Raw genomic sequence first — 25473 nt, 5'->3', positions numbered from 1 at the left:
AAAATTTTAGTTACTGTTCAGAGGTTAGCTGGACTTAAGAAAACCGATGGTGTAGACTGATAACAGTCAAAGCCATCGGTTTTCTTTATCCAAATATCTTGGACACTCTATCAAATATATTCTCTGGTTCTTCCAGCCGCATCAAAATAAGCATGCTCATGCATTGACAGAGATAATCGATACTCTCGAAACTCCTAAATGTCACAGCCTGCGCCTGTTTCCGCTTATAATTCCTCAGAAGCCTTTCCGCTTCGTTATTAGTAGCAGGTATCCGGAAATCATGCAAAAACAGCAGATGATTCCGTATGTATTTCTCCATTCTCAGGAATAAATTATACCCTTCTCTATAATAAGTGTTTACTGGAATGTCCTCGTATTCCTTTCGGGCAGTTTCCAGTATCTTCAGGTATTGTTTTTCAAACTCGGAAGATTTTTCTGTCTCCGGGGTGTATGGCACCTGGGACTTATTTCGGAAGTGGATCATTTCCTGTATCAATGAATGCATCTTTTTGTTCCAGGTTCGATCTGGTTCATTTTCGATGCTGGATTTCAGGTATCTCAGCACATGTGCAAGACATTCCTGATGATCTTCCCCATAGTTGTAGAAGGTGATATCATGATCATGGACAAGGATTCCCTGATAATCCTCAGTAACAGTTCCTTTTACACCTTCGTGCCCCTTTTTTCTGCGTGCAAAATAAAGAGCTTTTCCGTCAGGTGTTGCACAGACATATACATAACAGCTCTTTCCGTTCTCTCTGGCATTTGTACAATCTGTATGCATGACTGGAGAAAGCAGCATATCTGCATAAGCAGACCTGCGCTCAGGCTCAGTTTTTAAAGCAAACTCTTTGCTGAGTTTACTTACCATTCCTTTAGAAATGTTTAATTTTCCACCTGTCAGATCTGACAGGAACTTTCTGCTCTTATCAATAGAAGTACAACAGTCATTGTTCAGGAGAAACAAAAATGCCCGAATGCTGCCATCGTAGTTTACATCATCAACAACACCAGGAAATGCAGCATGTACACGTTCGCCCGTTTTATTGTTATAATAAAATCTGCATGATATTCCGTCATATCCAGTATCATACGGATGCTTACCAGCTGTTTTATGATCGTTTTTCCAGTCTTTTTAAAAGCACAGTCTTCACTCACCTCTTCTGGTGGAGGAAGATATTATAGGATGTGTAGGCTCCTGTTTCTTTCGGCTGTGTCCTTTATGACCGGGTTGGCCGCCTGGCTTTCTGCCTGATTTTTTCCTGCTGTTTGTGATCTTTTTACGCTTAATGATTTTTGAGGAAGGAATCGATGAGTTTTCATAATCCCGGTTTATCTGTGCACGGAGTTTCAGATTCTTTCCCTGTTCTTCTTCCAGTCTGGCAGCTGTTTCGTAAAACTGAAGCCGGAGTTCTTTTACCTTATCCAGGGCATCATCTCTTTGTTTTTCAGCAAGAAGGGCCCGCTTCTCCATCTCCTGAAGTTCCTGGGCTGCCTTTTTCTGCATAGACTCAAACTCCAAAAGCATGTCTTCCAGAACCTGAAACCAGTAGTTACGTACACAGATTGCCTCTTTATGTGCATTTGCTATCGCAGATTCCAGCTTCCGGATCTTATGTTCATAAAGTCTGTACTCCTTTTGATGGAGTTCTTTCAGCTGGATATATCTTTGCCGGATTCCAGTTCTTTATTTCTGGCCTGTGTGGCTTTCAGCCGGCACATGAGTGTGATGTGATCATAAGCATCAGGCATATATTTCCCTCCAGCACAGTTATAATCAAACGCCACTGATTATGTCTGTGATCTTAGAAATATGATCTTCCAGATATTCGATCAATTCTTTTTGTTTCTGGATAAATTCCTCCTGGATCTCAATCTGTTTGAGATAACCAGCAAGAAGTTCATCGCGTTTCTTAAGCTCTTCTTTTAAATCAATGTCCATGAAGAAACCTCTCGTGTTTTTTGTTAAAAAGAGTATAACAAAAACGTAGGAAAAAAGCGAATTACCAGAAAACACTCTTTCGTCATTCTGACTGTGGATAAACTATTTGTTTTATGATAAAAAAGTATTAATGTAAATCTTGAGACTTAAAAAAAAGAGGACTTAAAAGCAGAACCCGGTGTATAACTGTTCATAAAAAGAGCAGCAGAAAAAACTATAAACACAGTTTTTCCTGCTGAAAATGATTATCTACAAAATAAAAAAATAAATTTCGTCATTTTTAACAACGACTTATACATACCCCTGAACAGTAACGGATAAGCAACAGGCATCTCAGCCTGTCATCTTATCCAGCCATTGTTTCCGTCGAACAATCAACCCTCCGATGAACAGTTACAGTATACGGCATCTGGTTTTTTGCGTCAAGCAATAATAAACGACATCAGATAAAAAGGCGTACTCCCTTCAGGAGAATCCGGAAGGATTTCCACCTGAAGATGGTGTTTCTGTCTTTCTCCGTGATGCAGCACCGGTTCCAGGAACTGGCAGTCGCCCCCCATCTAGGATAAATTCCTCTTTCTGATCCGGCCATTTTTAAATTTTTCCTCTATTTATTGCTCTTCGAAATTGCTTTTTAGCTTTCCCTGTTATATGTCACTCAGAAAATATAGGACTCTTATATTTCATCATTCTATATGAAGGAAAAATATCTCCTCGCTTTGTGTAAACATTTATTTAAAAATTCTTCTCTCCATTATCTCCTATAAATATTATGAAAATAATTTAAAAGTTTCTGTTCATCTATTTCTGCAGTTAAACATCCCATTTTTGTTACCGCATACCCGCCGGTAATATTTCCAAACCGTATACAATCATCCAAACTATAACCATAATATAATCCATACATAAATCCAGCTGCAAATGCATCACCTGCACCCGTTGAATCTACATGTTTTACTGGAAGCGGTTCAACAGTATGAATCTCTCCATCCTCTTTATAAAGACATCCTTTATTTCCATTTTTTACAATTGGATATTTTAAATACTGACCCAATTTTTCCAATGCCTTTTCCGGATTTTCTTCGCCTGTTATTTTTATCGCCTCCATGGAATTCGGAATAAAATAATCCACATACGGAAAAAATCATAATACCATTCCAAACTTAACATATCATTCCATGCAGAATCCAACACGATAATACATCCTGCTTCTTTCAAAGATTTACAAAACTCTTTCTGTTCAAGAGAAAGAAAAGCAATTTTACAATCCTTATAAAATTCATAAATTTTTTTACTGTCCACCCTAAACGCTTCTTCTTTAGGTTTATAGGAAACAATACCTCTGTCCTGTTCACAGGAAACAATACAACTGAGAGTAACTGGATCTTCTTCATCCGTTGATAACATGTTAATGTACTCTATTTTTTCCTTTTCCAATTTTTTTACAAGATATTTACTAAGAGAACCATTTCCTATATAAGTTGCAAGTTTCACCGGAACACCCAACCTTGAAAGCTGAATCAGTGTTGCAACTACACCTCCGCCAAGTTGCTTAAAGCAGCTTGGCGTATAAATCTCTTCTCCAAGCTTTGGAATTCTGTCAGCATTTCCAAAAATGATATCCACATTGGCAATTCCAAATCCACCTACGCTATTCATAATGTCCATCCTCCTGTATACTCCTTATAGACCTCCAGATATTCCCCTAACAGTTTTACTGCCAAAGAATATGAGTTTACCAGTGGATTTATCATCAATGCGTCAATAGCCTTTTCTGTATTCCGTTCCACAATCGCCTCTGCAGCCAGTCTCTCATAACATTTCACAGTACGAATCAGCTGTTTTGCACATTCTGGTAATTCATATAGACCTTTCTTTGGTGTGGCCCCATTCTTTGAAATATTACAGGATACCTCTATTATATCTGAATCTTCTAACCAATCCACAGTTCCATGATTGGGGACGCACAAAATCATCTCTCCTTTTGTACCAGTAATCTTTGCTTTCATAAATGCCAGTGCAACCCCTGCATATCCACCTTCATCTTTTGTATAAAGTTCAAATCGTGGAATGCAAGCCTCATCTCTTGCCACAGAAGTTTCCCCCTGCATATAATTACTTTCTCTCATATAAATATGTTCACTGTAGATTTCTAACATTTTATCAAAATCTCTTGCTGCATCATACTGTCCAAGTTCCTTCAACATATGATCATTGATTTTCTTAATTCTTTCTCCTCGTGTTTCCCCTATTTTCTGAATATTCCGAAGAGCTTCCTCTCTATAATAAAAATAATACAGATATTCATTCAGCATACAACCAATATGTTGTGCAAGCTTTGGCTCAAAATAACGCATATCTGTATGTTCATAAAGCCGTGAATCTTTCAAAATTTCCGAAAGTATTTCCTGTCCATCCTTCTTTACACTGGTAAAATAAGATAAATGGTTCAATCCTATAAGCTGCACCTTTAAATCAGAATATTCCAAGTCATACAAAGCTGCTACCTGTCTTAAAAATCCAGACGGTGCATCACAAATACCATACACAAACGAATATCCCTGATTTCTTAATGCCTGCGTTACAAGACCAGCTGGATTTGTAAAATTAAATACCATAACGTTTGGATTAGAATACTCACCAATCAACCTACAATAATAAATTAATGTTGGAATAGAACGAAGTGCCATAGCAAAGCCACCAACGCCTGTCGTTTCCTGCCCTATTACCCCATTCTTTAGTGCTACCCGTTCATCAATAATACGGCTTTCTTCTTTTCCCGCACGAATAGTTGTAATAAACAAAATCTGCCTCCATTACAGCCTCTTTCTCATTTGTTGTACAGAGATACTGAACATAAGGTGCAATTCTGGAAAATACCTCTCTCACCATAGAGCCAAACACCCGGACTCTTTCTTTATCTATATCCATAAATACAACATCTGTAATGTCAAGGTCTTCCGCATGCTGTGCCAAACATTTTGCCAACATCAAGCTTCGTGAACCACATCCACCAATAACTGTTAATTTCATAACATCATCTCCTTTAATTTCCCATCATAATTTCCAGAATTTTACTATCCATCTCTTTCATGCCATCTTTCCCAATTATGCCAACAGATTCAATAGTTTTATCCGCATTTTTTCCAACAATTCCTTCCCCACTTATAAAACGGCATTGATTTTTTGCCATTTCATAGGATAAAAGACCTGTCTCAATTGACATAGCTATTTTTGCAGCACAAGATGGCTTTGCTCCGTCACATAACATTCCTGATATCGTTGCCAATGTATTTGTGATAATGTCTTCAATTACTGATAATGGCTGTTGATCCAAATATGCAATTCCACAAACCGCAGCACATCCCGCATTAACTGCACCACAATATGCCGACAACTTTCCTATACCTCTTTTAATATAAATTGAAACCAAATTTGCAAATATCAATGCTCTATACAGCATCTCGTTACTTTTATTTTCTTTCTGGGCATAAATAGCTATAGGCACCGCAATAGTAATTCCCTGATTTCCACTGCCGCTGTTAGCAACTACCGGAAGAATACTTCCTCCCATTCTGGCATCACTTCCTGCTGCTGCGTATGCCGCTAATACGGCTGTTTTTTCTTTCTCATGCAATTTCAGGTAATTCTTCCCTACCTTCGCTCCATAATCATTTTTCATTCCTTCTTCTGCTATTCTCCCATTGTGGGTGATCTGCAATTTCATGAGATTCTCCAAATCGCCAATTTCTGTTTCATATGCAAAATTGTAAATATCTTTCAATTTCAGCTTATATTCACTGCCATTAACCTCTCCAACACATTCTCTGTATTGATATTGCCTTGTAATATCTTTCCCATCTTTTTGTACCTTTGTTATATTAAGATGATTTTTCTGAATTTCCACCAGAGAGGTATGCTCTCCTCTAATCAATTCAACTCGTACATATAGGGGCTCTTGTACTCTCGAAAGATGCACATCGTACATATTTTCTTCCGCTACAAGCTTTCGTACCATTTCAACGTCTGCCATAGTCAAAGTATTCAAAACTTCCAACTTTCGTTTCGGATTGCCTCCTACAATTCCGCAAAAAGCAGCTTCCGCTATCCCTTTAAGATTTTGAGTGTTTGGAATAACTACACTTTTCACATTTTTCAAAATATTACCACTCACATAAATCTCCATATGATTCGGAATCGCACCTAAAATCTCCTTCGCACACGCCGCTGCATAAGCAATCGTTCCCGGTTCTGTACATCCAAGGGCTACGATAATTTCATTTTTTAACAACTCTCGACAGATTTTTTCTATTCTCTCTCTACCATCCTTTAAATCTTCAAACGTTTTTTGACAATTTTTGCTGCTACCCCTATACATCCTTTCAGTATTTTTCATTTATCCTCTCAAACCCCTTTTCCGAAAATGCAGATGCCAGAATACAAAAGGCTGCAATTCCATCCAACAATATTGATTCTTCAATCTCAAAACAACTACTATGTAGTGGAAAATGCCGTTTTTCATCCTCTTTCCAACAGCCTAGTCTCAGAAACAGAGATGGACATACTGTTCCATAACATGAAAAATCTTCTCCTAGCATAGATGGTTCTCCTTCTGTTAAAATCTCCACTTCCGGAATCTCCTTTTTCAAAATCTCAGCTGCCCAGCAAGCTGCCGTTTTATTATTGATCGTTGCCGGATATCCTGAATCCATATAATAGGATCCCTCTATTTCCCAGGCATCTGCAATAGATGTGGTCAGTTTTTTCAGGCGTCGAATAATCTCTTCCCGCACTTTTGTATCATAAGTTCGAATTGTTCCTTCCAGATATCCTTTTTCTGCAATAATATTATATTTTTCGCCACATCGAATCCGGCAAATGTTTACAACTGCTGTTTCCTCGCTGATATATCATTTGCTGTAATATTTCCGATTGCATTGATCAACGCCGCCATTGCTGGAATCGGATTCCTACAAATGTGAGGTGTTGCTCCATGTCCACCTTTCCCTATTAGTTCAATAGAAAACGCATCCGGTTGTGCCATTACAGGTCCTGACATGCAGGTAATAGTACCTGCTCTTTGTGGCCATACATGAAAAGCAACTATCAAATCCGGCTTCGGAGTTTTCATTGCTCCATCTACAATCATACGGGCAGCACCACCCTGATGTTCCTCAGACGGCTGGAATAAAAATACTATATTTCCATATAGCTGCTCCCGATTTTCATGTAAAATCCGAATACAGCCAAGCAGCACTGTCATATGCGCATCATGTCCACACGCATGCATAACACCATTTTCTTCCGAGCTCCATGAAAGTCCTGTCTGTTCTTGAATTGGAAGTGCGTCCATATCTGCACGAAAAGCAATCGTATAACCAGGTTTTTCGCTTCGAATTATTGCATATACACCCGTATCAGCACATGTCCTGCATTCCACTCCCCATTGTTTCAATTGACTAAGAATCCATTCCTGTGTCTGATATTCCTGCCCGGACAACTCCGGGTGCTTATGGAGATGGATATAATATCTTTTAATTTCTTCCTCCGCCTCTTTGGCTTTTTGGTAAAAATCAACTTTCACTCTTAATCCCTCCCCCAAAATCTTATTTACATCTTTTTGCAGTCTCTCAAAAGATCTGCAATACTATCAATGGTGATGCTATGTCCTAAATAAATTCCCTCAGCAAACTCTGTTTTTGCATCTCTACCATATTCCTCTGATAAACTCATTGCATATGGAAGAATATTCTGAGATGTATGTGCCAGGCAAGCATTTTTCTTTATTTCTATTACGTCTGAAATGTCTACGTAGATATCTGGTCTGCGACGATTGCTTCTATTATCTGCGCCAAAATAGATCAGCGCATCATAATGCCAGTCAGTATCATCATCTGAATACTTTTTCAATCCAGCCGTAAAACAAGCCGCCCTTGTAATTCTTGATACAGCTGTATGATCCGGATGATAATCATCCTCCAAAAGTGTTAAAACAAATTTTGGAGAACACTTTCGCAAATGTGGAATCAAAGCATCCACTGCTTCCTTACAGAAATAGACGCCTGCATCCGGAAAATTTAGCATTTCAAAATAATCTAGCTTTAAAATTTCTGCGGCTTTTTTTGCCTCTGCTTCTCTTTCCCTCTGCTCCGCATAACCTCCCGCTTCCCCTCTGGTAAAAATTACAAGCCCTGTTTTTAATCCTTCTTTTTTTGCTTTTGCAAACATTCCTGCAGCACAGACTTCCAAATCATCTGGATGTGCACAAACTGCTAAAATATCAACCATAATCTATTCCCCCTACTACTGTTTTACTCCTGTGGTTGCAATTCCTTCTACGAACTGTTTCTGGAAAAAGAAAAATAGTACTATCATCGGAAGAATCGCAATAATGCCTCCCGCCATGACCTGCGGATAATAGGTTGTATGCTCTCCGATAAGCATTGCAAGACCAGCAGATAATGTCATTTTCTCCATAGAATTATTTACAATTAACGGCCACATCAAATCTTTAAATGTAGATATTGCTGTCAAAATTGCTAAAGAAGACAATGCAGGTTTTAATAACGGCAATAAAATCTTATAATAAATCTGAAAAAATCCACATCCATCTAACATAGCTGCTTCATCTAAACTCTTCGGAAGTCCTTTAAAAAATTCACATAACATAAATGTACCAAAAGCACTGAATATTTTAGGAATCCATAATGCTGTTACCGTATCTGCCAAATGTAGCTTTACCATGATCTCATAATTGGGAACTAGGAAAATCTGTCCTGGAACCATCAGTAATGCCAAAAGGACGATAAAAATTACATCCCTTCCCGGAAAATTCAATCTGGCAAACGCATATGCAGCCATAGAACATATCAGTAACTCAATCACAATTGTAAAAATCAAGACCAAAAATGTATTGATGTAAAAACTAAGAAACGGAAACTTGGCTACAATCTCCTGGTAGCTTTCCACTGTAAAAATTTTCGGAAAAATTGTTGGTGGTATCTGAATACTTTCTTCATAGGATTTGAAAGATGTCAAAATCATCCATATAAATGGACATACTGTCACAGCAGCACATAGAACAAGTAACAGATATACCTGCCACTTTCTTTTTTTCATTATATAATCTCCTTTCTACGTCCTGATCCTCATTAATCATCATAAAATACCAATTTCTTCTGACAGATCATCTGAATTGCTGTAATCACTAAAATCAGAAAAAACAGCACCAGACTGATTGCTGCACCATATCCCTTATGAAATTTTACAAAAGATTGTTCAAAAAAATATGTAACCAGCGATCTGGATGCTGCAGTTCCACTGCTTCCCTGTGGAATCATCAGATAAATAAAATCAAAAATCTGGAATACATTAATAACAGTTGTTACACATACAAAAAATATAGATGGCGATAACAGCGGTAATGTAATCTTAAAAAAACGCTGAATCCCATTCGCTCCATCAATTTCAGCAGCCTCCTTGTAACACACCGGAATCCCCTGTAATCCGGCTAACAATACAATTACTTGATATGCAACACTTGCCCAGATAAATACAATAGAAATAGAAAACAACACTATTCTAGGATCAGAAAGCCATGCAATTGGATTCACTCCAAACTTTCCAAGAATTTCATTGAAAATACCAAATTTATAATTCATCAACCATTTCCACAAAAGTCCAATTGCGGCCGGTAAAGTAACTGCCGGAAGAAAGATGCATACTCTGAAAAAACCAATTCCCTTTACCTTAGAATTCAATAATACAGCCAGCAAAATCGCCAGAATCACAACTGCCGGTACACAAATAACTACATATAATATCGTATTAATAAATGCCTGATAAAACGCTTCATCATGAAAAAGCTTTACATAGTTCTCAAGTCCAACAAATTTGGGAATGCCAAAGCTTGACTTATTTGTAAAACTATAATAAACATTCTGAAAAAATGCCCAGATAAAAAATACGATGACTCCTGACATCAATGGCGCAATCATTAGATAACCTGTCCTTATTTCCCGATGCCTTAGTGAATCCACTTTATTTTTTTTCATCAAATATTCTCTCCTGTCAATTAAGCATAGATTCGAAATCTGCCTTCGCTATTTTTATATCATGAACAGCTTTTTTGCTATTGTTGGAAAAAAAAGTGTTGCTATTTCATTATTAGCAACACTTCCAATCCATCTTATGATTCGCTGTCCAAAGCACTCTGTGTTACTTCCTGCATCTGTGAACATCCCTCTTCCGGAGTTAATTCTTTTGCAAATATCTTTGCTGAAATCTCAGTTACAGCAGGAAGCCATTCTGCAACGCTTGTAGATGTTGGAAATGGAAATCCAGTTTCTGCTACTTCGAAAATTACACTTACATCTATGTGATCTGCTTTATAATACTGCTGGGCACTAATCAGTGCCGGAACATCTACCTTCGCTCGCTTCTGCTGCATTTTATTAGCCTCTTCCCCTGAAAGATATTTTAAAAGTTCTTCCACGCGCATCCTTGTTTTCACTGTTAGCATTGATTGCATAGCCCAATCCGCCAATAACGCTCTGATTTCCTGCTTTTCTTTGCGGGCATAGCAATAGTTCCTATCTGATCAGCGAAACTCGCTTCATCAATATGTTTGCTGAGAAAGAATGGCTCCCTTCTGAGACAGAAACAAATCTGTTCCCTTTGTATCCGAAAGCACTTCGCTTCCTGGCATCAGACCTTCATCCATAAGTGATACCATATCACTAAACGCTTTCACCGTTCCTTTCTGATCAAAACCTGCTGTTTTCATATCTTCACTGAGCACAAAGCCTCCTGATTGATTGATAAAGTTGAAAAAAGAAGGCTGGGCATCCAGTTCCATTAGTATCGGATATTCATCAGATCCTGCTTCTGTAATTTTAGTCTTTAACTGTTTTGCAATATCTGTCATATCCTCCCATGTCCATCCGGTCTGAGGCTCTTCTACCCCATATTTTTCAAAAATAGCTTTATTGAAAAATACCTGTACCGTGTCCATTCCCTTTGGTATACAGTATTGAACATCCTTATAATTATAAGAGTCTTTCAAAACACTTACGTAATCATCCATATTAATTTCATCTTTTTCAATATATTCATCAAGCGGTTCCAAAACACCAGCCTCTGCATATTTAGGAAGATATGTATTCATCCAAAATACATCTGCCGCACTATTTGATCCCATTGCAGCATCCAACTTTGTCCAATACTGTGACCAAGGAGTTAACTATAAATCTACATCAATATCAGGATTCTCTGTTTCAAATTTCTCAATAATCTCATCAAATATCGGCTTCTGAACCTCATCCCAAATTGCAAAAGAAATTTTAGTAACATCATCTTTTTTCTCTGCATACACCGGTGAAGTTACTCCTAAGACCATTGAACCAGTCATTACAAGTGTCAGCATTTTACAAATTCTTTTTTTCATGTTTTCCCTCCAAATTTGTACTTTTTTATCATTATTAACTGTTTCTATTCTTTTAATATTTTCTGATTGAGAATGCAGGTTTCTCCTTCTTCCAGTTTGTAGGGTAATGTAATTTCTATGTTTTCTTCCCTTTTCTGGTTCTGAAAAGTATCCAATGTCTGCTCTATCATTTTTTTGATAGGCTGACGGATAGTTGTTAGCTTGGGAGTTACCTGCCTAGATAAACTAATCCCGTCAAATCCCATAACGGAAACATCCTCCGGAACTCTTAACCCTCTCTCAGCCAGAGCACTGATAACCCCCAATGCAGCTTCATCACTGAATGCAAATACTGCTGTAAAAGAAATTCCCTGTTGAAGTGCCTGCGTGGTTATACGATACCCACTATTATATGTCAACTCACCATATTTCACTCGATCTGCATCGAATTCCAATCCATATTCCTCGAAAGCTCTTTTGCATCCTGCAATACGCTGAAATCCGGAGCTGATACTCTTAGGATAATCCGATATAATCAAGATTCTCTCATGCTTAAGTTCAAGAAGATATCTTGCGCCTTCATGTGCTGCTGCCAAATCATTGATATGAATCATTTTGCAGCGCTGATCCTCACTGATTGCACCAAACATCACCATTTTAATATTCTTAGCCGCTATATAATTGAGCATATCCTGATTTGTATTTTCCTCCAGATAAATTACGCCCGTGATATCCAGTTCTTTAAAATATTGTTTTATAAGACTCATCTTGATCCACAACAGGAATAAATATCATTCTGCAACCATATTTCGGAACCGCATCTAGGAAATTCTTTAGAACCTCACTGAAATATGCCAGCTTAAGATTTGGAATTAAAACAGCAATTACACCGGGATTCTTTTGTTTATATACAGGTTTATATGAAAGTTCTCGGACTGCTTTTTCAATTCTCTTGGAGGTTTCCGTTGTTACAACATTTTTCCCATGAAAATATCTTGAAACCGTAGCTGGTGATACTCCTGCCCTTTTTGCAACATCTCTTATTGTTGCCCCATATCATCACCTCCTTTTTTCAACGTATTTCACATTCTTTTTTTGCTGTTCTCGCATTGTTTGTTGTATCTTTTTACCAATTTTATATTTGAAATTATAAGAATCAATGTATAAAATGTCAACCCCGTTTCATTTGTTTCATTTTTATTTCATGTATTTCACCGAAACATCATTTTTCACCACGTGTTTTCTTTTCTCTCCATTTATTTAGATCCAGAAACTTATAAATAAGATCCTCATGATGTAACACGTTTTATCAAATGTACTTCTTACACAAAGTCAGCACGCCCTGTTTTCCAGAAGAAACGTGAACGTATCATTGCTCATTTTATGATCCACTACACCGCATTGCTTGATCAATACGGTTCCATCTATTCTGTAAATCGCACCTGCATCACTGGCAAGTTCAAATAGCTTCTTATGAGAAATACTGTAAATAATCTCTGCCTGCTGATAACGCAGATACTGTCGGCGCAATTTTCTAAGCTGCTCCGGTACTTCCTTCATACTTGTGATTGGTTTATAATTTTTATCCATGATGTTTTCCTCCAATATTTGATTCACTGTTTTACAGAAGTTGACTGCCGGGATATATTTTTTAGTACAAAAAAAGCACCTCTCAGATTAACTCTAAGAAGTGCTCTTGTTGTCATGCATATCAATCATTGATCCAGTGAATCAATTTTGATTTCATTCTCAAACCTGTGCCCTTTCACCTGAAATTCGTCATGCTTCATAACGATTCATCATTCTCCCAAATTTTGTTGTCAAATTGTTGTCAACTGTGGTCTGACATCATGGTTTTAGACATTTTATATTTAATTTTAGTACAGCTTTGCACCAGCCGGAATATGGTTATCAACCATCAGAAGATGAAGTTTTTCTTCGCCCTCTTCCTCATGGGATTGCACTGAGAAAGCATTCCACAGGATTCAATTCCCATCATGGCTCTCGGCGGCAGGTTAGTGATAGCGATAAGCGTCTTTCCAACCAGTTCTTCTGGTTCGTAATAAGCGTGAATACCGCTTAAATCGTACGATCTGTGCCTGTTCGTCATCCAGAGTAAACTGTAACAGCTTCTTGGATTTCTTAACTGCTTCACAAGCTTTTACCTTTACAGCTCTGAAATCTGACTTGCTGAAAGTATCGAAATCAACAAATTCCTCAAATAAAGGCTCTACCTTTACCTTGGAGAAGTCGATAACTTCTTCTTTCTCCGGTGCTTGCTGTGGAAGTGCTGTTTTCTGACTTCGCAGATTTCTTATCAGCGTCCAGTGACTTCATTGTAGGGACCTTTTTTGTGGTTCTTTCATACTCGACCAAGTTGATGTTGTTACTATAAAATTCTCCATATTCCAATTATCCCCACACTTCATATTTCTGCTCTACTTTGAGTCACTTTGCGGGCAAATGATGTAAAATATGATGTAAATGATGTAGGGCGATAATATGCAAATTATGCTTAAACGGAATGCCAGTTCCGCTACTGCGGAACGGCTATTCCATTTTTAACGGTACGAAGTACCGCTAGATTACATCATTCTGTTTCACGCATATTTATACCGTTCATCTCCAGACGATACGTATGGTGCTTATCCGTGATTCGTGTAAGACACGCATCGGCGTAGGTGTTATCGGCAAACATATCGAACCATGTGCTGACTGGAAATTGTGAGATGACTACAGTTGATTTTCTTCCATCTCTGGTGTCAAGGACTTCAAAGAGATCCCGGCATTTATCAAGGTCGAGATCCATAAGACCGAAATCATCGATCACAAGCAGATCCAGCTTGGTCAGTTTATTCAGGTAATCCAGATTTGTGGATTTGATGCGTGCCTGTTCCATTTCACTCATAAGTGTGTTCGCTTTTATATACTTTACACTCTTGGACTGCTTCATTGCAGTTATGCAAAAAGCATTGATCAGATACGTTTTTCCACTGGCAGAAGAACCTGTTACAATGAGATTTTTTCCTTCCTCTATCCAATGGCAGGTACTCAGACCGTTCTATTATCTGGGTATCAAGCTGACGTTCTGGACGGTAAATGGTTTCATCAAGATCTGCCACCGGGTATCGCAGATGTGCTTCTTTCATCAGACGATTAAAGCGTTTATCTGCCCGTGCCTGCCACTCTGCATCAACCATTGCTGTCATGCGTTCCATAAACGTGTTCAGATCTGCATTGGGATCTTTCATCTGTTCTTCCAGGATATGTGCCATTTCCGGAACGCGGAAACTCTTCAGACGCCATGATCAGAGCTTGTTCCTGGGGTGTTAATGTAATGTCATGGGATGAACTCATTTGTATGCCTCCTTTCCACGGATGTTTGTATGGGAAGGAAGTTTTCCGTTTATACCGCTGCTGGAATGATTATTCTGGACCATGCCAAGCACTTTCTTGAAATAAGAATACTTGCAGGCATTAGCTTCTACGCATTTCTCAGCAGCCTCCCGAACCAGTCGGTGAGGAACATCCTTACAGGAATGGAGTACACCGGCACAGCTGTTGTATGCCTGTTCTCGTGTTTGGAACTGCGGAGTATCCTGTCAATAAGAGTTACCATAGATTCTCCATAGACAGATGCCCACCGTCTGTAATAAGCTCCGTCATGTGCATTCACTTCTTTGTAATACAGGTGTTCTGGTGGCATATGACTGTCATCTGTAATGTAAAGAGGAAAATCACGATAAGATCTCGGATGTCGGCAGATCAGCCGGTTATACTCGTCGCAGATCCGTATCTCCGTCATGGTAGCCTTAAGAATTGCAGACTTCCCCTTATAGGTATACAATACAGAATAGTAGTGGGCATCATACTCAAGGTGGTAATTATCTGGAACTTTAAGAAAGTATTTATAATCACAAAGTGTATAACTTTCGCCTGGAAGCTGGTTCATACGCGGTTTGTCATACTTTTCAAATCCATTCATGCGGGATTTCCGAATGTCAGATTTTTTCTGGAAAGGACGCTGGTTGATGTCCGCTACGATCTTTTTGACCGCAGCATTCAGGGCTTCCAGAGAGGTATAAGTGTCTTTCTTTAATTCTTCTACCAGATGCGTTTCTAAGAAACGCACATGATTTTCAACGGTCGGTTTGCCTTTCGGTTTCCTTGGCGGCGGAGGCAGAATGACCGTATCATAGAAGGTCTCCAGATCTGAAAAGGCTGACTGCAGCACAAGTTCATCTTTGCTATGCATGGTAACAGCTGTTTTCAGATTGTCCGGGACAAGATATTTAGGAACTGCCCCATAATAAGACAGCGCGTGTACTGTGCCGGCAATAAAATGTGGAAGTTTTTCATCCAGAAAGATTTCTGCATAAACAAGGCTACTAAAACCAAGTGTAGTCGTAAAAATGTGAACTTTCCGAAGTTCGCCAGTTGCTGTGTCCAGTAGCAGTTCCGGCTGGTCGCCTACCCAGTCAATATACAGCTTTTCACCAGGGATCCGTTCCACAGGCATAGATGTTTTGAAGTACCATAAGTATCTACCATAAAATCACGATACAGCTTATAAAACTGGGCAAGCTGGTAACCATTGGGATGCTCTTTTTTATAATCGATCCATAGAAAGCTCAAGTCGGCATGCTTTCCCATTTGGATCATTTGCTCATGTATTTTTTCAAAATCAGGTAGTGGAATGTCCTTATGTCGAAGGTTTCCTTTTGGATAGATGAGATCAACAACCTTTGCGGGTGGCATTTGCCGAAGATCATCCAGTGATAATCCTGAATCATTATAGCGGTTCATAATCAATGCAATCCCGCTCCGTCCAATCCGGTAACGTTTTTGTACGGCGTCATAACTGACTTTACTGAGTCGAAGTTCTATGACTCCAAGAATAGTATTGTAGTCGTGCATAATAGTTCCTCCTTTGCACAGTGATGAATAATAGTTACATCACAATAATAAAGGAAAAACGTACCGCTTTGAGCAGAAAGCGCATACCGCTAAATTAGAATGAATGTACCGCTGATTTCAGAATAGGCGTACCGTTCGAGCAGAATTTGCACGATAATAGTATATGCAAGAGCATAGTTATATAAAAGAAATTATAACTTCTTTTATTTACAAAGTCAATTCATCTTGTCCCTTCCTCAATTCCGTTACACCATAATTCCTTTTTACTTCTGTAGCCTGATTGCTTTTAACATGCTAATCAAATTATCGAAGCTATTTTGTTATTTTTGTACTCATTACATCACTTACTCTATCAAGTAGGCTTAAATTAAAATTCAGTTTTTTCTGAGCCTCTTTTAATTCTAACACATGCTTATTAAAATAATCACGAACAATAATTGCAGCAAAACATTGTGCCTGAACGGTTTTTGCCTTTTTCCAATTTATAATTGATGTTCCCATAACTATGTGCTGATGGATTTCTTAGTTCAAAAAATAATTTGTAATAAAAATCCCAATATGACATATCTGCTTTTTCAAATATGCTATCAGGATTAGTTCCTGTTAATTCCTCCCATCTCTTTTTATGTTTCATTACCGCTCCTTGCTTTTTGGAATTAGGTGGTTCTCCTAATATTCCTTCTACACTCCTACACGCTTGAACTACTGCCACTTCCATATTTGGGATTATTGCTGCATGTTCCCATATTTCCGGTTCTTCCGCTAAATGGTCATGATATGGATAACTACTCAACTCACAAATCAAGCAAATATAATGTCGTATAAATGAATTGCTCAACATCATCATCGCTGTATATGCCTTATCATCACGTATCATTAGCTCTATTTCCGGTGCGAGATTTCCAATATCAGTCGCTTTTATGATTCTTCCATTTGTTAAGTTTACACTATCAAACTGTTCGAGGTTATTGAATACTTGTTCTGCTAAGTTTTTATTAGAATCAAAATAATATATCCATCTATATTCATACCAATCTGCTGAAATCCCCTCAAAAGAATTTGCATATTGCATAGCCAGCCACATAATGCTTGCAATATTTTTCCAAAATGGCATATCCTTAACTTCCGGGTCTACTTTAATTATGATAGATGAATTTCTATCTTTTTCATGTGTCCATACGAATACTTTTTCATGCTCTACTTCAAATAATTCATTCATCTCGCCAACTTCAGGTTCAAAACTATTTTCAATTAAAAGCCCTTTCATATAAGCCGTTTTACATACATCATTCGGTGGATTAGGTGGGTATTTCTTTTCTAATTCCTTGTTTTGCTCCAATCTGATATTCAACCCATTCCTCTATAGCTTTTCGCAGTTCGTTTTCCATAATAGCTTTCCTCTTTGTCACATAACATCTATTTCATATACTTTCTATAATCAATCATTTATTCTTCTCCCATTCTATCACACTTTTATCGAGACAACTATTTCTAGTTCCCGCAAAAAAAAGAACACACAACACTCTGTATGTTCTCTTTCTGTATGTGAAGTCCAATATTATACTTTGAAGTAGCTATCCAATCCTTTGAACTCTGTCCTGACCGACAATTATGCGATTTTGACGGTTGAGTGCAGTAATTGTTTTAGATATTTCCGTTAATCCCATCTGCCGAGTTTATGCTACGGATTTCTAAATACTTTAATTTATTGGTGGAAGATGTCTTCCATGTAGAAGATTGAGCTGGGTAGATGCCACCCAGCTCTTTTTATGTTTGAATCGTCAACCTTCAATTCGATTATGTTTTTATCTCCAAACACATTTTTTCATCCAATGCAATGTTATATTAAATGAAAAAATCATTTGATATCATAACAAAAGTTATATTATTCTCTTCTTATATGTGCATATAATCCCAACTATAATGATAGTTATATAATAAAGAATAGTACGAGCATTTTTAATTTTATCAGCTATCATAATTCTGTATGCCTCCTTCTTCCATGAGATTACAGCAAACGTAGTAATGTCTATCAAAAGGCTTTTACATATTAGATAAAAGCATGTAAAATTTCTTTTACATAGCTTAATTGCGGTCTATTTAGCTTGTTTCTTGACTACTCAGGAAAAATATTTCTACCCTCGCCCCACCTGTATTTTCAGAATTTGAAAGTTTAATACCTCCACCATATTTTTCAGCCACAGTTTTTGCAAAAAATAGTCCCATCCCATAATGGGCTTCGCCATTTCTACTTGTGTCATCCATAAAAAACTGCTCTGTGCCATGCAATAATGCTTCTTTTGTAAATCCTGATCCGCTATCCTCCACAATGAATGTCAGCCGGCCATCCTGCTCCTTTGCGTCAATATAAATGATTCCATTTTCTTTTGTATGCTCCACTGCATTCTGAATCATATTCATTACGGCCCGGAACATTGGATCATAAGCAATCGTTACCTTTTTATCACTTTGTCCCGCCTTCCAATCTATTTTCTGGTGATAGATTTCTACCAGTCCGAGTGCCTGTTCCTTTATATCTGCGAAAAAATCTTCTAACCTCACCGTTGTATAGGTAACATCACTGCAATTCCATGATTTTGTGACATCTACCAACTGTTTTACATAACTTTGTATCTGTGTTGTGCCGTTCAAAACATAAGTGATATTATTCTTCTGTTCTGTGGTCAGTTCAGTCTCTGAAAGTAGTTCTGCATTTCCCCGTACAATCGTAAGAGGTGTTTTAATATCATGCGCCAAAGCAGACATCTGTTGTTTCTTTTCCTGCTCTGTTTTCCACTGCTTTTCTAAAGATTCTCGCAATGCATCTCGCATATCATCGATTGCCGATAAACAGTCATCAAACTCTTTGATACCGGAACAGGATGTCTCATATTCCAGATTTTGATCCTTTATTTGTCTGATTGCGTCTAATACAGGCTGCATCTGCTTTTTGATTCTTTTTCCAAAACGTATGGACGGAATGATGATAATCGCTACCGCTCCAATCACTGACATAATACTCATCACATTCTGTGGTCCTATAAAATGCTCCCTCAAAAAAGCTGAATGATATTGAGGCGTCAGGCGATATTGCAATACAACATATTCATTTTCCCTTACAATTACTTTATAAAAATATTTCCCGGATGCGTTTCCGTACTTTGCAACATTCCATGCTATCTGTTCGTATTGTTCTGACAGATCTCCACCTATTTTCTCTCCATTCTCTGAAAAGATTACATAATCACAAAGTGCAGGAATCATCTCAGCAGTTACTTTATCCGCACGTAAAATCGTATCATATGCTTCATTAATCTTTTGCTCTGCATAATTCGCCGGATAGATACAGCCCACACTAATCAAAAGGTACAGCAGCAGCCAAGCAACAATCACCAAACCTACTAATGATCCAAGCATGACCAGTACATATCTCATAAAAATCCAGCTGAGTGCATTGCTTCTCTTTACTCTTCCCATTTATATCCAATCCCCCAGACTGTTTTTATCGGTGTATAATCATAATCCGCAAATTTTGCTCTTATATTTTTGATATGCGTGATAATGGTACTGTCATTACTCTCACTGTCAAAACCAAAGACCTCTTCTAAAATCTGTTCTTTCGAGAAAACCTGTCCCCTGTTTTTAGCCAGGAATTCACAAATTTCGTACTCCGCTTTCGTAAGAGGAAGTTCCTTATCATCAACCAATAGTTTCTTTTGAGATATTTGAATACAGACCCTCCCCAAAACCATCCGGACAGAATGTTCCCTGTGCTCTCTTCTAAGATGTGCATGAATCCTTGCCCGAAGTTCCATCACTCCAAATGGCTTTGAAATATAATCATCTGCTCCCAACGAAAGTCCGTTCACCAGACTTTTTTCCTCCGTTTTTGCCGTAAGAAACAAAATCGGACAATCCACAAGTGCCCTGATTCTTTTGCATAATTCAAAGCCATCAATTCCAGGCATCATAATGTCCAGTAAAATCAGGTCATAACGATGTAATTCTTCCATATTAATTTTTAGTGGATTACTTACTTTGGTAACCAGATGTCCATCCTTATTCAAAATGCTTTCTATCATTTCCAAAATTGCCGGTTCATCATCAACTGCCAGTATTTTTGCCATAGTTTCCCTCGATTCTATTCCGATATTCTGTTTCCTTCCCAGTGGTTTACCCACCAAAAATAGTATACCATACTAATCCCTGTAAATATTAAGCAACCTGGTATGAATGACAACCATTCACCTACACTAGTTTCCCCCAATACAGATTGCAGATAAGTATATGGTACTCTACCCGTCCAGCAGACAAATACATATTTCCACACATAATCTCCAAGTCCGGTAAGCATCAATGCACTAATTAGTCCTGATATAATCCCTGCTCCAATGGATACCCCTTTTCCAAACTGAAAAGCCAGAATCAGCTGCCACAGATAAAGTGGAACACTGCTTCCCCACAGCAGCAATGCTGCAAATATACATCCTTTCATGATTTCGATATCGCTTGATGCGATTCTTCCAAATCCAATTCCGAATATGATTGCTGTCAATAGGATAGAGCACAGACACAAAACCAGTAGCATCAACAGTTTCGATAAAAATGCTGCAGGTTTATCCGGTAAAGACAACAGATTTTGAAAATCACCTGCATTTTGTTCCTGTTCCATCACACTTGCTGTAAAAATTCCAATAAGTACCGGAAGTCCTGCTCCTATTGCCTGATAAAATGCAATCACTTTCATATTTTCATTCCATGGTGAAAAAAAGTAATATATTAAAAATATAACGCTGGTTATAATCGGAATCAGTAAGTGTGCCAGAATCACAGATGTTCCTTTCATCTTTCGCAAGTCTGCATTAAGAGATCTTTCAATCATCTTATTTCACCTCTCTTCTCTCAAACCATTTCAAAAACAGAACCGTTACAAAAACAAACCAGATGATTGAGAGACACATTCCCGGAACAATGACTCCCGTATCCAAAAGAGGATTCCCTGCTTCTGCGGCAAGTCCATTTGGTAAAACATGAAGCAACGGGCACATCATTCGCATAGGGATTGCAGAAACAAGTACGTACCAGATTCTGGTTTGTGATATTACCACACCGCTGACGGTAATAAATAGGCAGACGAACAGGTTTACAATCATTCCAAATCGTTCACTTAAAAATAAAGCTACCGGAATCTCCCATAACTCAGAAACCGTCAGAAACAATACTGCAATCAACGCTCCTCCAACTGGAACATGTGTCGTTAGAAGAAAGCCTCCAAGCGTTGCTCCTGCAAACACAATCACATTAGAAAACAAAATCATGTACCCAATATAAATAATTTTCCCCAGCAACAATTTTCTTCTGTCTGTGGGAATAGTCATTAAATGATAGTATTTTATCTTTTTCTCCTGCGCCACAGAAAGATAACAAAATAGAGCAATCATCCCCGGCAGCAAAAGTGTATACCACCAGTTCCAAACACTTTCTGCATAAGCATTTGTCATCCCAAGAGTAAATATAAATGCCATGACAAATGTAAGAAGAGGAAATCCCCAGATAAACTTTTTTCGCATGGTTCTTTTGGCTTTTTGATGTTCTGCTTTTATAATATTAACCATGGATTTCACCTGCTTTCTGGTTTTTTCTTACCACATTCATAAACAAATCTTCAAGATTATCTCCCTGCTTTAATGCTCCTTCGTATCCTAAGGTTCCACCTGAAATAATCCCGACTTTATCTGCAAGTAACTGTACCTCTGAGAGAATATGACTGGAGAGAATTACAGTGATTCCCTGTTCCGGAAAAGACCGGATCAGCTCTCGTAATTCCTCGATGCCTATTGGATCTAATCCATTCGTAGGTTCATCCAATATCAAAAGTTCCGGTTCTCCAAGCAATGCCATTGCAATGCCTAGTCTTTGCTTCATCCCCAAAGAAAACTGTCCTGCTTTCTTCTTTCCGGTGTTTGTAAGTGATACAATCTGCAAGACCTCATCAATTCTGTTTTCATCTGTACCAAGCAATAATTGTCTTACCTTCAAATTCTCTCTGGCGGAAAGATTTTCATAAATAGGCGGATTTTCAATTAACGCTCCTATTTTTGATAAATCTTTCCTATCCAAAAGTTTTCCATCAAAGTAAATCTTTCCTGCAGTTGGTTTTATCATACCGGTCAGCATTTTCAATGTGGTAGATTTACCAGCGCCATTCGGTCCAAGCAGTCCATAAATCTGTCCCCTTTCGATATTAAGTGAAACATTATTTACCGCTTTCTGTTTTCTAAAATATTTACATAGATTTTGTGTCTGTAACATCATTTCCATCTTTACTATCCTTCCTTCTATATTTCATTTCTTACTGAAATATAACCTAACAGAAAAAAATAAAGATTTGATGAAGATTTATTCCCGTATGGAATAAACCATCAATTGAATATCATTATCAGAACTCGGCTTTCCACTGAAATCAGCAAAGCTGTTACAAATACGAAGTCCTAATTTACAGAATATCTCCGTGATTTCATCCAAACTATATAACCTTATAGGATTCTCCATATACGGGAACTCTCTATCAAATGCCTCTGCTTCCTTTTCATTTACCAGATACCCTGCCGGAGGTGCATACTCTCCTGTAATTTCATTAAGATATCCCGGTATCAGTTCTTTGCACAGAAACTGTATGGTATTCCTTAAGATATTGATAAATCTGGCTTAAACCATCTTTGTCTACTACAGATGTTTCAATAATCGGTACCCCGATTGCAATATTTTCTATTTCTAATACCTTTGCATCCACTTCATCGCATAAATCTACTTTAGTCAACACAATGACAGGCATAGCTCCACTGTTCCATGCAACAGATAGATATCTTTCCAATCTCCTGACGTTAAAATCGTTATTAAGTGACATACAGATAAATACCGTATCAATATTTGCAGCTACAATTTGTTCCACACTATTTGTCCCTGCCGCCTTTCGCAGAAAAACGCTTTTCCTTGGCAATACCTTTTGAATCACAGCAATGTCATTTTTATTCACACACTGCAAAAGAACAAAATCTCCAACTGCCGGATAATCAGATGGACTTTCCGCTTCATACCGAAACTTTCCAGACACCTGCTAAAGTGGCTATCATCAGAAATAAAGTCTTAGTGAATGACTTATTCAATTTTCAAGCGAAAAGGCTTCCGTTTTTGCTATCCGGAATGAACCCCTTCACTCATTTGGACAAAGGGGTATGAAATGCACACCCAAAATCGCCACTTTTCCGAAAATTTTTCAAAAAATTTTTTGAAATAAAAAAACCGCCTGCTCCGGTTAGGAAACAGACGGCAAAACACGTTCTAAATGTATTCAATTTTCAATTTCTTTTTCTTTGCTTCAAGCACTTTGCAGAGGACATCATCTACTCTCTCAAAGGGCAAGTTGGCAAACTTGAAGTTGTAAATATCATTTTACATTTTTATATGAAATCACAATATGACTTGGTACAAATAATACTGATGCAATAATCAATAGCACTGACCTACTCATAATCCCACTAAATAAGAACAACATTGAAGGAATAATAGAAAGTGCTAATGCTCTGAAAACGCTGTTTTTCTTAAAACATATAATCCAAATAGCACAATAAAGCATTACCAATATGATATCTACAATCAAATATAGTACAAATGCTTCGTCAGACCACCACCCGAACCAAGTTCCCGGAATATTGATTATCATGAATCCGAAACAACCCAATCTCCCTACTTGTTCTGTGACCTCAACATATTTATTGTTCCACTTATTATCAAATCCATCTTTGCACTTAATCGCAAATACAACATTGGGTATCATAATGACTGCAATAAAAATCAGCCCAAAAACATTAAACCATTCCATATTATCTACCATCACAAACTCTGATTTTCTCAATTCTCCAAACCGGAAGTTATAGTGCAATCTTTTTCCATTTTCTAATCTTGGTTCTAAAGGTTCCGAACGGAGCAACTGTATTAACATGTATGAATTTGTATACTTCCCAGACAGCTGTTTTAGTTGCTTCGTCAGCCCATTTTCTCATATGTGGTTTAAATAATTCTTCCTCACTCAGAGAATCAATCATTACATAAATAGAGTTGATATTCTCATTCAATCTGTCTTTCAATTCTTGCAGTGACAGCTGAGCATATGTATCTGTGAACCATTGATATAATTCGCCAAGCTGATTCCACTTAAAATTATCCGAAGGAGTTTTGACAGGAATACCCTTTCTTTCGTCTGATTCCCATTTAATAACAAGAGTTGTCCAGCCAACCTGATAAGCAAGATTTTCTGCCGGAGTTCGATCGACCTCATCAATTCTCTTATCTTTTAAATGCTCCGGAATATCATTAAATTCTGAAATATACTTTGCAAAGCTTTTATTTATCTCGTTTTTAAGCTCGTCTTTATTCTCATATGTTCTCAATAGTCTATCTCCTCAGCTTCCGATTTTCCAGTTTCAAAAAAAGGATTTTTCAAATTAGTCTTTGCAAATAACCTTTGAACCTTCACCATCAATTACAATTCCCTGACGGTTGTTAATTGGGCATAGATTCAAATCCGAAAATTCAGTCATTATTTTCTCGGTAACTTTCTTAAATGGTGCTGTAAGATAGTGCGGAAGAACATAGAAATCAATCAAATCAAGCCCTGCATCATCTTCTTGTGAGTAGTCCTCCGGCTTTTCATCCATTTGTTCAATATATTGGATAGTTGGAGCGCATATAATCGCACCCGCCGATTCACCGATCATCAGTTTTCCCTTTGCCAATTCTTTCTTCAATAGCTCATCCGTTCCCGTTTTACGGAGCTGGTCCATAAGGAAGAAAGAATTTCCGCCGGTAAAATATATCACATCCGCATCTTCAAAAACGGACTGTATCGTTAAATAAGCCTCCGTTGAAATATCAATTTCCGTTACGGCTGCTCCCAGTTTATTGAATAGCTTTCGAGCCGAGCCGACATAACCGGTATAGCCTTCACGCAGCGAAGCTGTGGGAATAAATGCGACTTTCTTGTTATCAATTTCTTCCTTTATCAGACTTCCTACACTTGAAAAATGCGAACATAAAAATAGTTTCATCAATATTCTCCTTTATAAATTCCGATTTGTATTTCTGTTTGTTTTAAAAATGGGCAATCCCGATTGGAATTGCCCACTCATTG

General features: G+C 37.9%; 28 protein-coding genes and 4 pseudogenes. All 32 read right to left on the bottom strand.

What is annotated here, in order from left to right; genetic code table 11:
- Window positions 1–85: 85 nt before the first annotated feature.
- The 32 genes and pseudogenes from CCC17_RS15190 to CCC17_RS05895 all read right to left on the bottom strand — a co-directional run bounded on the left by CCC17_RS15190 (window position 86) and on the right by CCC17_RS05895 (window position 25390).
- Window positions 86–1752 (bottom strand): annotated as a pseudogene (locus CCC17_RS15190) (IS66 family transposase).
- A 25-nt stretch (window positions 1753–1777) separates the two neighbouring features.
- Window positions 1778–1942 carry a hypothetical protein gene (locus CCC17_RS06050; protein WP_173738098.1) on the bottom strand — a complete coding sequence of 55 codons (165 nt, stop codon included), beginning with the start codon at window positions 1940–1942 and terminating at the stop codon, window positions 1778–1780.
- A gap of 754 nt (window positions 1943–2696) precedes the next feature.
- Window positions 2697–3074, bottom strand: coding sequence for a carbohydrate kinase family protein (locus CCC17_RS06045; RefSeq protein ID WP_287082726.1), 378 nt, complete (start codon window positions 3072–3074; stop codon window positions 2697–2699).
- Window positions 3038–3601, bottom strand: coding sequence for a carbohydrate kinase family protein (locus tag CCC17_RS06040; RefSeq protein ID WP_287082724.1), 564 nt, complete (start codon window positions 3599–3601; stop codon window positions 3038–3040). Before CCC17_RS06040 ends, CCC17_RS06045 begins: the two co-directional genes overlap by 37 nt.
- Window positions 3598–4746 (bottom strand): family 4 glycosyl hydrolase, encoded by a 1149-nt coding sequence (locus tag CCC17_RS06035; protein WP_287082723.1) that lies wholly within the window; start codon window positions 4744–4746, stop codon window positions 3598–3600. Before CCC17_RS06035 ends, CCC17_RS06040 begins: the two co-directional genes overlap by 4 nt.
- Window positions 4697–4975, bottom strand: a complete 279-nt coding sequence (locus CCC17_RS06030) for a family 4 glycosyl hydrolase (protein WP_287082722.1) — start codon at window positions 4973–4975, stop codon at window positions 4697–4699. Before CCC17_RS06030 ends, CCC17_RS06035 begins: the two co-directional genes overlap by 50 nt.
- A gap of 13 nt (window positions 4976–4988) precedes the next feature.
- A complete protein-coding gene (locus CCC17_RS06025) occupies window positions 4989–6338 on the bottom strand; it encodes an L-cysteine desulfidase family protein (protein WP_138276796.1) in 1350 nt (449 codons plus the stop codon).
- Complete coding sequence (locus tag CCC17_RS06020; protein WP_287082720.1) at window positions 6325–6654, bottom strand: hypothetical protein; 330 nt, start codon at window positions 6652–6654, stop codon at window positions 6325–6327. The genes CCC17_RS06025 and CCC17_RS06020 overlap by 14 nt, the downstream gene beginning before the upstream one ends.
- A 170-nt stretch (window positions 6655–6824) precedes the next feature.
- Window positions 6825–7526: a M20 metallopeptidase family protein gene (locus CCC17_RS06015; protein ID WP_287082719.1), complete on the bottom strand. Its 702-nt coding sequence runs from the start codon at window positions 7524–7526 to the stop codon at window positions 6825–6827.
- Between the two features lie 26 nt (window positions 7527–7552).
- Window positions 7553–8230, bottom strand: a complete 678-nt coding sequence (locus tag CCC17_RS06010; RefSeq protein ID WP_138276798.1) for a PIG-L family deacetylase — start codon at window positions 8228–8230, stop codon at window positions 7553–7555.
- Window positions 8231–8245: 15 nt separating this feature from the next.
- Window positions 8246–9061, bottom strand: coding sequence for a carbohydrate ABC transporter permease (locus CCC17_RS06005; RefSeq protein ID WP_138276799.1), 816 nt, complete (start codon window positions 9059–9061; stop codon window positions 8246–8248).
- Between the two features lie 32 nt (window positions 9062–9093).
- Window positions 9094–9996, bottom strand: a complete 903-nt coding sequence (locus CCC17_RS06000) for a carbohydrate ABC transporter permease (RefSeq protein ID WP_138276800.1) — start codon at window positions 9994–9996, stop codon at window positions 9094–9096.
- 134 nt (window positions 9997–10130) lie between these two features.
- Window positions 10131–10391 (bottom strand): hypothetical protein, encoded by a 261-nt coding sequence (locus tag CCC17_RS05995; RefSeq protein WP_287082718.1) that lies wholly within the window; start codon window positions 10389–10391, stop codon window positions 10131–10133.
- Between the two features lie 168 nt (window positions 10392–10559).
- A pseudogene (locus tag CCC17_RS05990) lies at window positions 10560–11165 on the bottom strand (extracellular solute-binding protein); the annotation flags it as partial.
- Between the two features lie 18 nt (window positions 11166–11183).
- Window positions 11184–11387 (bottom strand): hypothetical protein, encoded by a 204-nt coding sequence (locus tag CCC17_RS05985; protein WP_287082716.1) that lies wholly within the window; start codon window positions 11385–11387, stop codon window positions 11184–11186.
- 44 nt (window positions 11388–11431) lie between these two features.
- On the bottom strand, window positions 11432–12133 hold the full coding sequence (locus CCC17_RS05980) for a LacI family DNA-binding transcriptional regulator (protein ID WP_287082715.1): 702 nt from the start codon (window positions 12131–12133) through the stop codon (window positions 11432–11434).
- Window positions 12108–12410 (bottom strand): LacI family DNA-binding transcriptional regulator, encoded by a 303-nt coding sequence (locus CCC17_RS15040; protein WP_287082739.1) that lies wholly within the window; start codon window positions 12408–12410, stop codon window positions 12108–12110. Before CCC17_RS15040 ends, CCC17_RS05980 begins: the two co-directional genes overlap by 26 nt.
- A gap of 288 nt (window positions 12411–12698) precedes the next feature.
- Window positions 12699–12956, bottom strand: a complete 258-nt coding sequence (locus CCC17_RS05970; RefSeq protein ID WP_287082713.1) for a DUF6462 family protein — start codon at window positions 12954–12956, stop codon at window positions 12699–12701.
- A gap of 287 nt (window positions 12957–13243) precedes the next feature.
- A pseudogene (locus tag CCC17_RS15035) lies at window positions 13244–13709 on the bottom strand (lysine--tRNA ligase); the annotation flags it as partial.
- Window positions 13710–13956: 247 nt separating this feature from the next.
- A pseudogene (locus CCC17_RS15185) lies at window positions 13957–14723 on the bottom strand (ATP-binding protein).
- A 127-nt stretch (window positions 14724–14850) separates the two neighbouring features.
- Window positions 14851–15879, bottom strand: a complete 1029-nt coding sequence (locus tag CCC17_RS05950) for a Mu transposase domain-containing protein (protein WP_287082711.1) — start codon at window positions 15877–15879, stop codon at window positions 14851–14853.
- Complete coding sequence (locus CCC17_RS05945; protein WP_287082710.1) at window positions 15837–16283, bottom strand: hypothetical protein; 447 nt, start codon at window positions 16281–16283, stop codon at window positions 15837–15839. The genes CCC17_RS05950 and CCC17_RS05945 overlap by 43 nt, the downstream gene beginning before the upstream one ends.
- Before the next feature lie 424 nt (window positions 16284–16707).
- Window positions 16708–17634, bottom strand: coding sequence for a hypothetical protein (locus tag CCC17_RS05940; RefSeq protein ID WP_287082709.1), 927 nt, complete (start codon window positions 17632–17634; stop codon window positions 16708–16710).
- Between the two features lie 749 nt (window positions 17635–18383).
- The gene (locus CCC17_RS05935) at window positions 18384–19760 is read right to left on the bottom strand and encodes a sensor histidine kinase (protein WP_287082707.1); all 1377 of its coding nucleotides are present in this window, start codon (window positions 19758–19760) and stop codon (window positions 18384–18386) included.
- The gene (locus CCC17_RS05930; protein ID WP_144100172.1) at window positions 19748–20410 is read right to left on the bottom strand and encodes a response regulator transcription factor; all 663 of its coding nucleotides are present in this window, start codon (window positions 20408–20410) and stop codon (window positions 19748–19750) included. The genes CCC17_RS05935 and CCC17_RS05930 overlap by 13 nt, the downstream gene beginning before the upstream one ends.
- Window positions 20411–20424: 14 nt before the next feature.
- Window positions 20425–21165: a lantibiotic immunity ABC transporter MutG family permease subunit gene (locus tag CCC17_RS05925; protein WP_287082705.1), complete on the bottom strand. Its 741-nt coding sequence runs from the start codon at window positions 21163–21165 to the stop codon at window positions 20425–20427.
- Between the two features lies 1 nt (window position 21166).
- Entirely contained in the window at window positions 21167–21898 is a 732-nt protein-coding gene (locus CCC17_RS05920; RefSeq protein ID WP_004853398.1) for a lantibiotic immunity ABC transporter MutE/EpiE family permease subunit, read from the bottom strand.
- On the bottom strand, window positions 21891–22604 hold the full coding sequence (locus CCC17_RS05915; protein ID WP_287082704.1) for a lantibiotic protection ABC transporter ATP-binding protein: 714 nt from the start codon (window positions 22602–22604) through the stop codon (window positions 21891–21893). Before CCC17_RS05915 ends, CCC17_RS05920 begins: the two co-directional genes overlap by 8 nt.
- 316 nt (window positions 22605–22920) lie before the next feature.
- Complete coding sequence (rsgA, locus tag CCC17_RS05910; protein ID WP_287082737.1) at window positions 22921–23319, bottom strand: GTPase RsgA; 399 nt, start codon at window positions 23317–23319, stop codon at window positions 22921–22923.
- Between the two features lie 411 nt (window positions 23320–23730).
- Window positions 23731–24177, bottom strand: coding sequence for a hypothetical protein (locus CCC17_RS05905; protein ID WP_287082703.1), 447 nt, complete (start codon window positions 24175–24177; stop codon window positions 23731–23733).
- A gap of 37 nt (window positions 24178–24214) precedes the next feature.
- The gene (locus CCC17_RS05900) at window positions 24215–24733 is read right to left on the bottom strand and encodes a ClbS/DfsB family four-helix bundle protein (protein ID WP_055264514.1); all 519 of its coding nucleotides are present in this window, start codon (window positions 24731–24733) and stop codon (window positions 24215–24217) included.
- A gap of 54 nt (window positions 24734–24787) precedes the next feature.
- On the bottom strand, window positions 24788–25390 hold the full coding sequence (locus tag CCC17_RS05895) for a Type 1 glutamine amidotransferase-like domain-containing protein (protein ID WP_055039195.1): 603 nt from the start codon (window positions 25388–25390) through the stop codon (window positions 24788–24790).
- Between the last annotated feature and the right edge of the window lie 83 nt (window positions 25391–25473).

The organism is Blautia sp. LMAG:36 (genome assembly GCF_008680535.1).
Lineage (GTDB): Bacteria > Bacillota > Clostridia > Lachnospirales > Lachnospiraceae > Blautia_A > Blautia_A fusiformis.
This window is presented reverse-complemented; position numbering and strand designations above follow the sequence as displayed.

Bases quoted from the DNA above. Each gene is read 5' to 3' on its own strand.
- CCC17_RS06050 (WP_173738098.1), bottom strand. From the start codon at position 1,942: ATGGACATTGATTTAAAAGAAGAGCTTAAGAAACGCGATGAACTTCTT.
- CCC17_RS06040 (WP_287082724.1), bottom strand. From the start codon at position 3,601: ATGAATAGCGTAGGTGGATTTGGAATTGCCAATGTGGATATCATTTTT.
- CCC17_RS06030 (WP_287082722.1), bottom strand. From the start codon at position 4,975: ATGAAATTAACAGTTATTGGTGGATGTGGTTCACGAAGCTTGATGTTG.
- CCC17_RS06025 (WP_138276796.1), bottom strand. From the start codon at position 6,338: ATGAAAAATACTGAAAGGATGTATAGGGGTAGCAGCAAAAATTGTCAA.
- CCC17_RS06020 (WP_287082720.1), bottom strand. From the start codon at position 6,654: ATGGATTCAGGATATCCGGCAACGATCAATAATAAAACGGCAGCTTGC.
- CCC17_RS06010 (WP_138276798.1), bottom strand. From the start codon at position 8,230: ATGGTTGATATTTTAGCAGTTTGTGCACATCCAGATGATTTGGAAGTC.
- CCC17_RS06005 (WP_138276799.1), bottom strand. From the start codon at position 9,061: ATGAAAAAAAGAAAGTGGCAGGTATATCTGTTACTTGTTCTATGTGCT.
- CCC17_RS06000 (WP_138276800.1), bottom strand. From the start codon at position 9,996: ATGAAAAAAAATAAAGTGGATTCACTAAGGCATCGGGAAATAAGGACA.
- CCC17_RS05995 (WP_287082718.1), bottom strand. From the start codon at position 10,391: ATGCAGCAGAAGCGAGCGAAGGTAGATGTTCCGGCACTGATTAGTGCC.
- CCC17_RS05985 (WP_287082716.1), bottom strand. From the start codon at position 11,387: ATGAAAAAAAGAATTTGTAAAATGCTGACACTTGTAATGACTGGTTCA.
- CCC17_RS05980 (WP_287082715.1), bottom strand. From the start codon at position 12,133: ATGAGTCTTATAAAACAATATTTTAAAGAACTGGATATCACGGGCGTA.
- CCC17_RS05970 (WP_287082713.1), bottom strand. From the start codon at position 12,956: ATGGATAAAAATTATAAACCAATCACAAGTATGAAGGAAGTACCGGAG.
- CCC17_RS05945 (WP_287082710.1), bottom strand. From the start codon at position 16,283: ATGCACGACTACAATACTATTCTTGGAGTCATAGAACTTCGACTCAGT.
- CCC17_RS05935 (WP_287082707.1), bottom strand. From the start codon at position 19,760: ATGGGAAGAGTAAAGAGAAGCAATGCACTCAGCTGGATTTTTATGAGA.
- CCC17_RS05930 (WP_144100172.1), bottom strand. From the start codon at position 20,410: ATGGCAAAAATACTGGCAGTTGATGATGAACCGGCAATTTTGGAAATG.
- CCC17_RS05925 (WP_287082705.1), bottom strand. From the start codon at position 21,165: ATGATTGAAAGATCTCTTAATGCAGACTTGCGAAAGATGAAAGGAACA.
- CCC17_RS05920 (WP_004853398.1), bottom strand. From the start codon at position 21,898: ATGGTTAATATTATAAAAGCAGAACATCAAAAAGCCAAAAGAACCATG.
- CCC17_RS05915 (WP_287082704.1), bottom strand. From the start codon at position 22,604: ATGGAAATGATGTTACAGACACAAAATCTATGTAAATATTTTAGAAAA.
- CCC17_RS05905 (WP_287082703.1), bottom strand. From the start codon at position 24,177: ATGGTAGATAATATGGAATGGTTTAATGTTTTTGGGCTGATTTTTATT.
- CCC17_RS05895 (WP_055039195.1), bottom strand. From the start codon at position 25,390: ATGAAACTATTTTTATGTTCGCATTTTTCAAGTGTAGGAAGTCTGATA.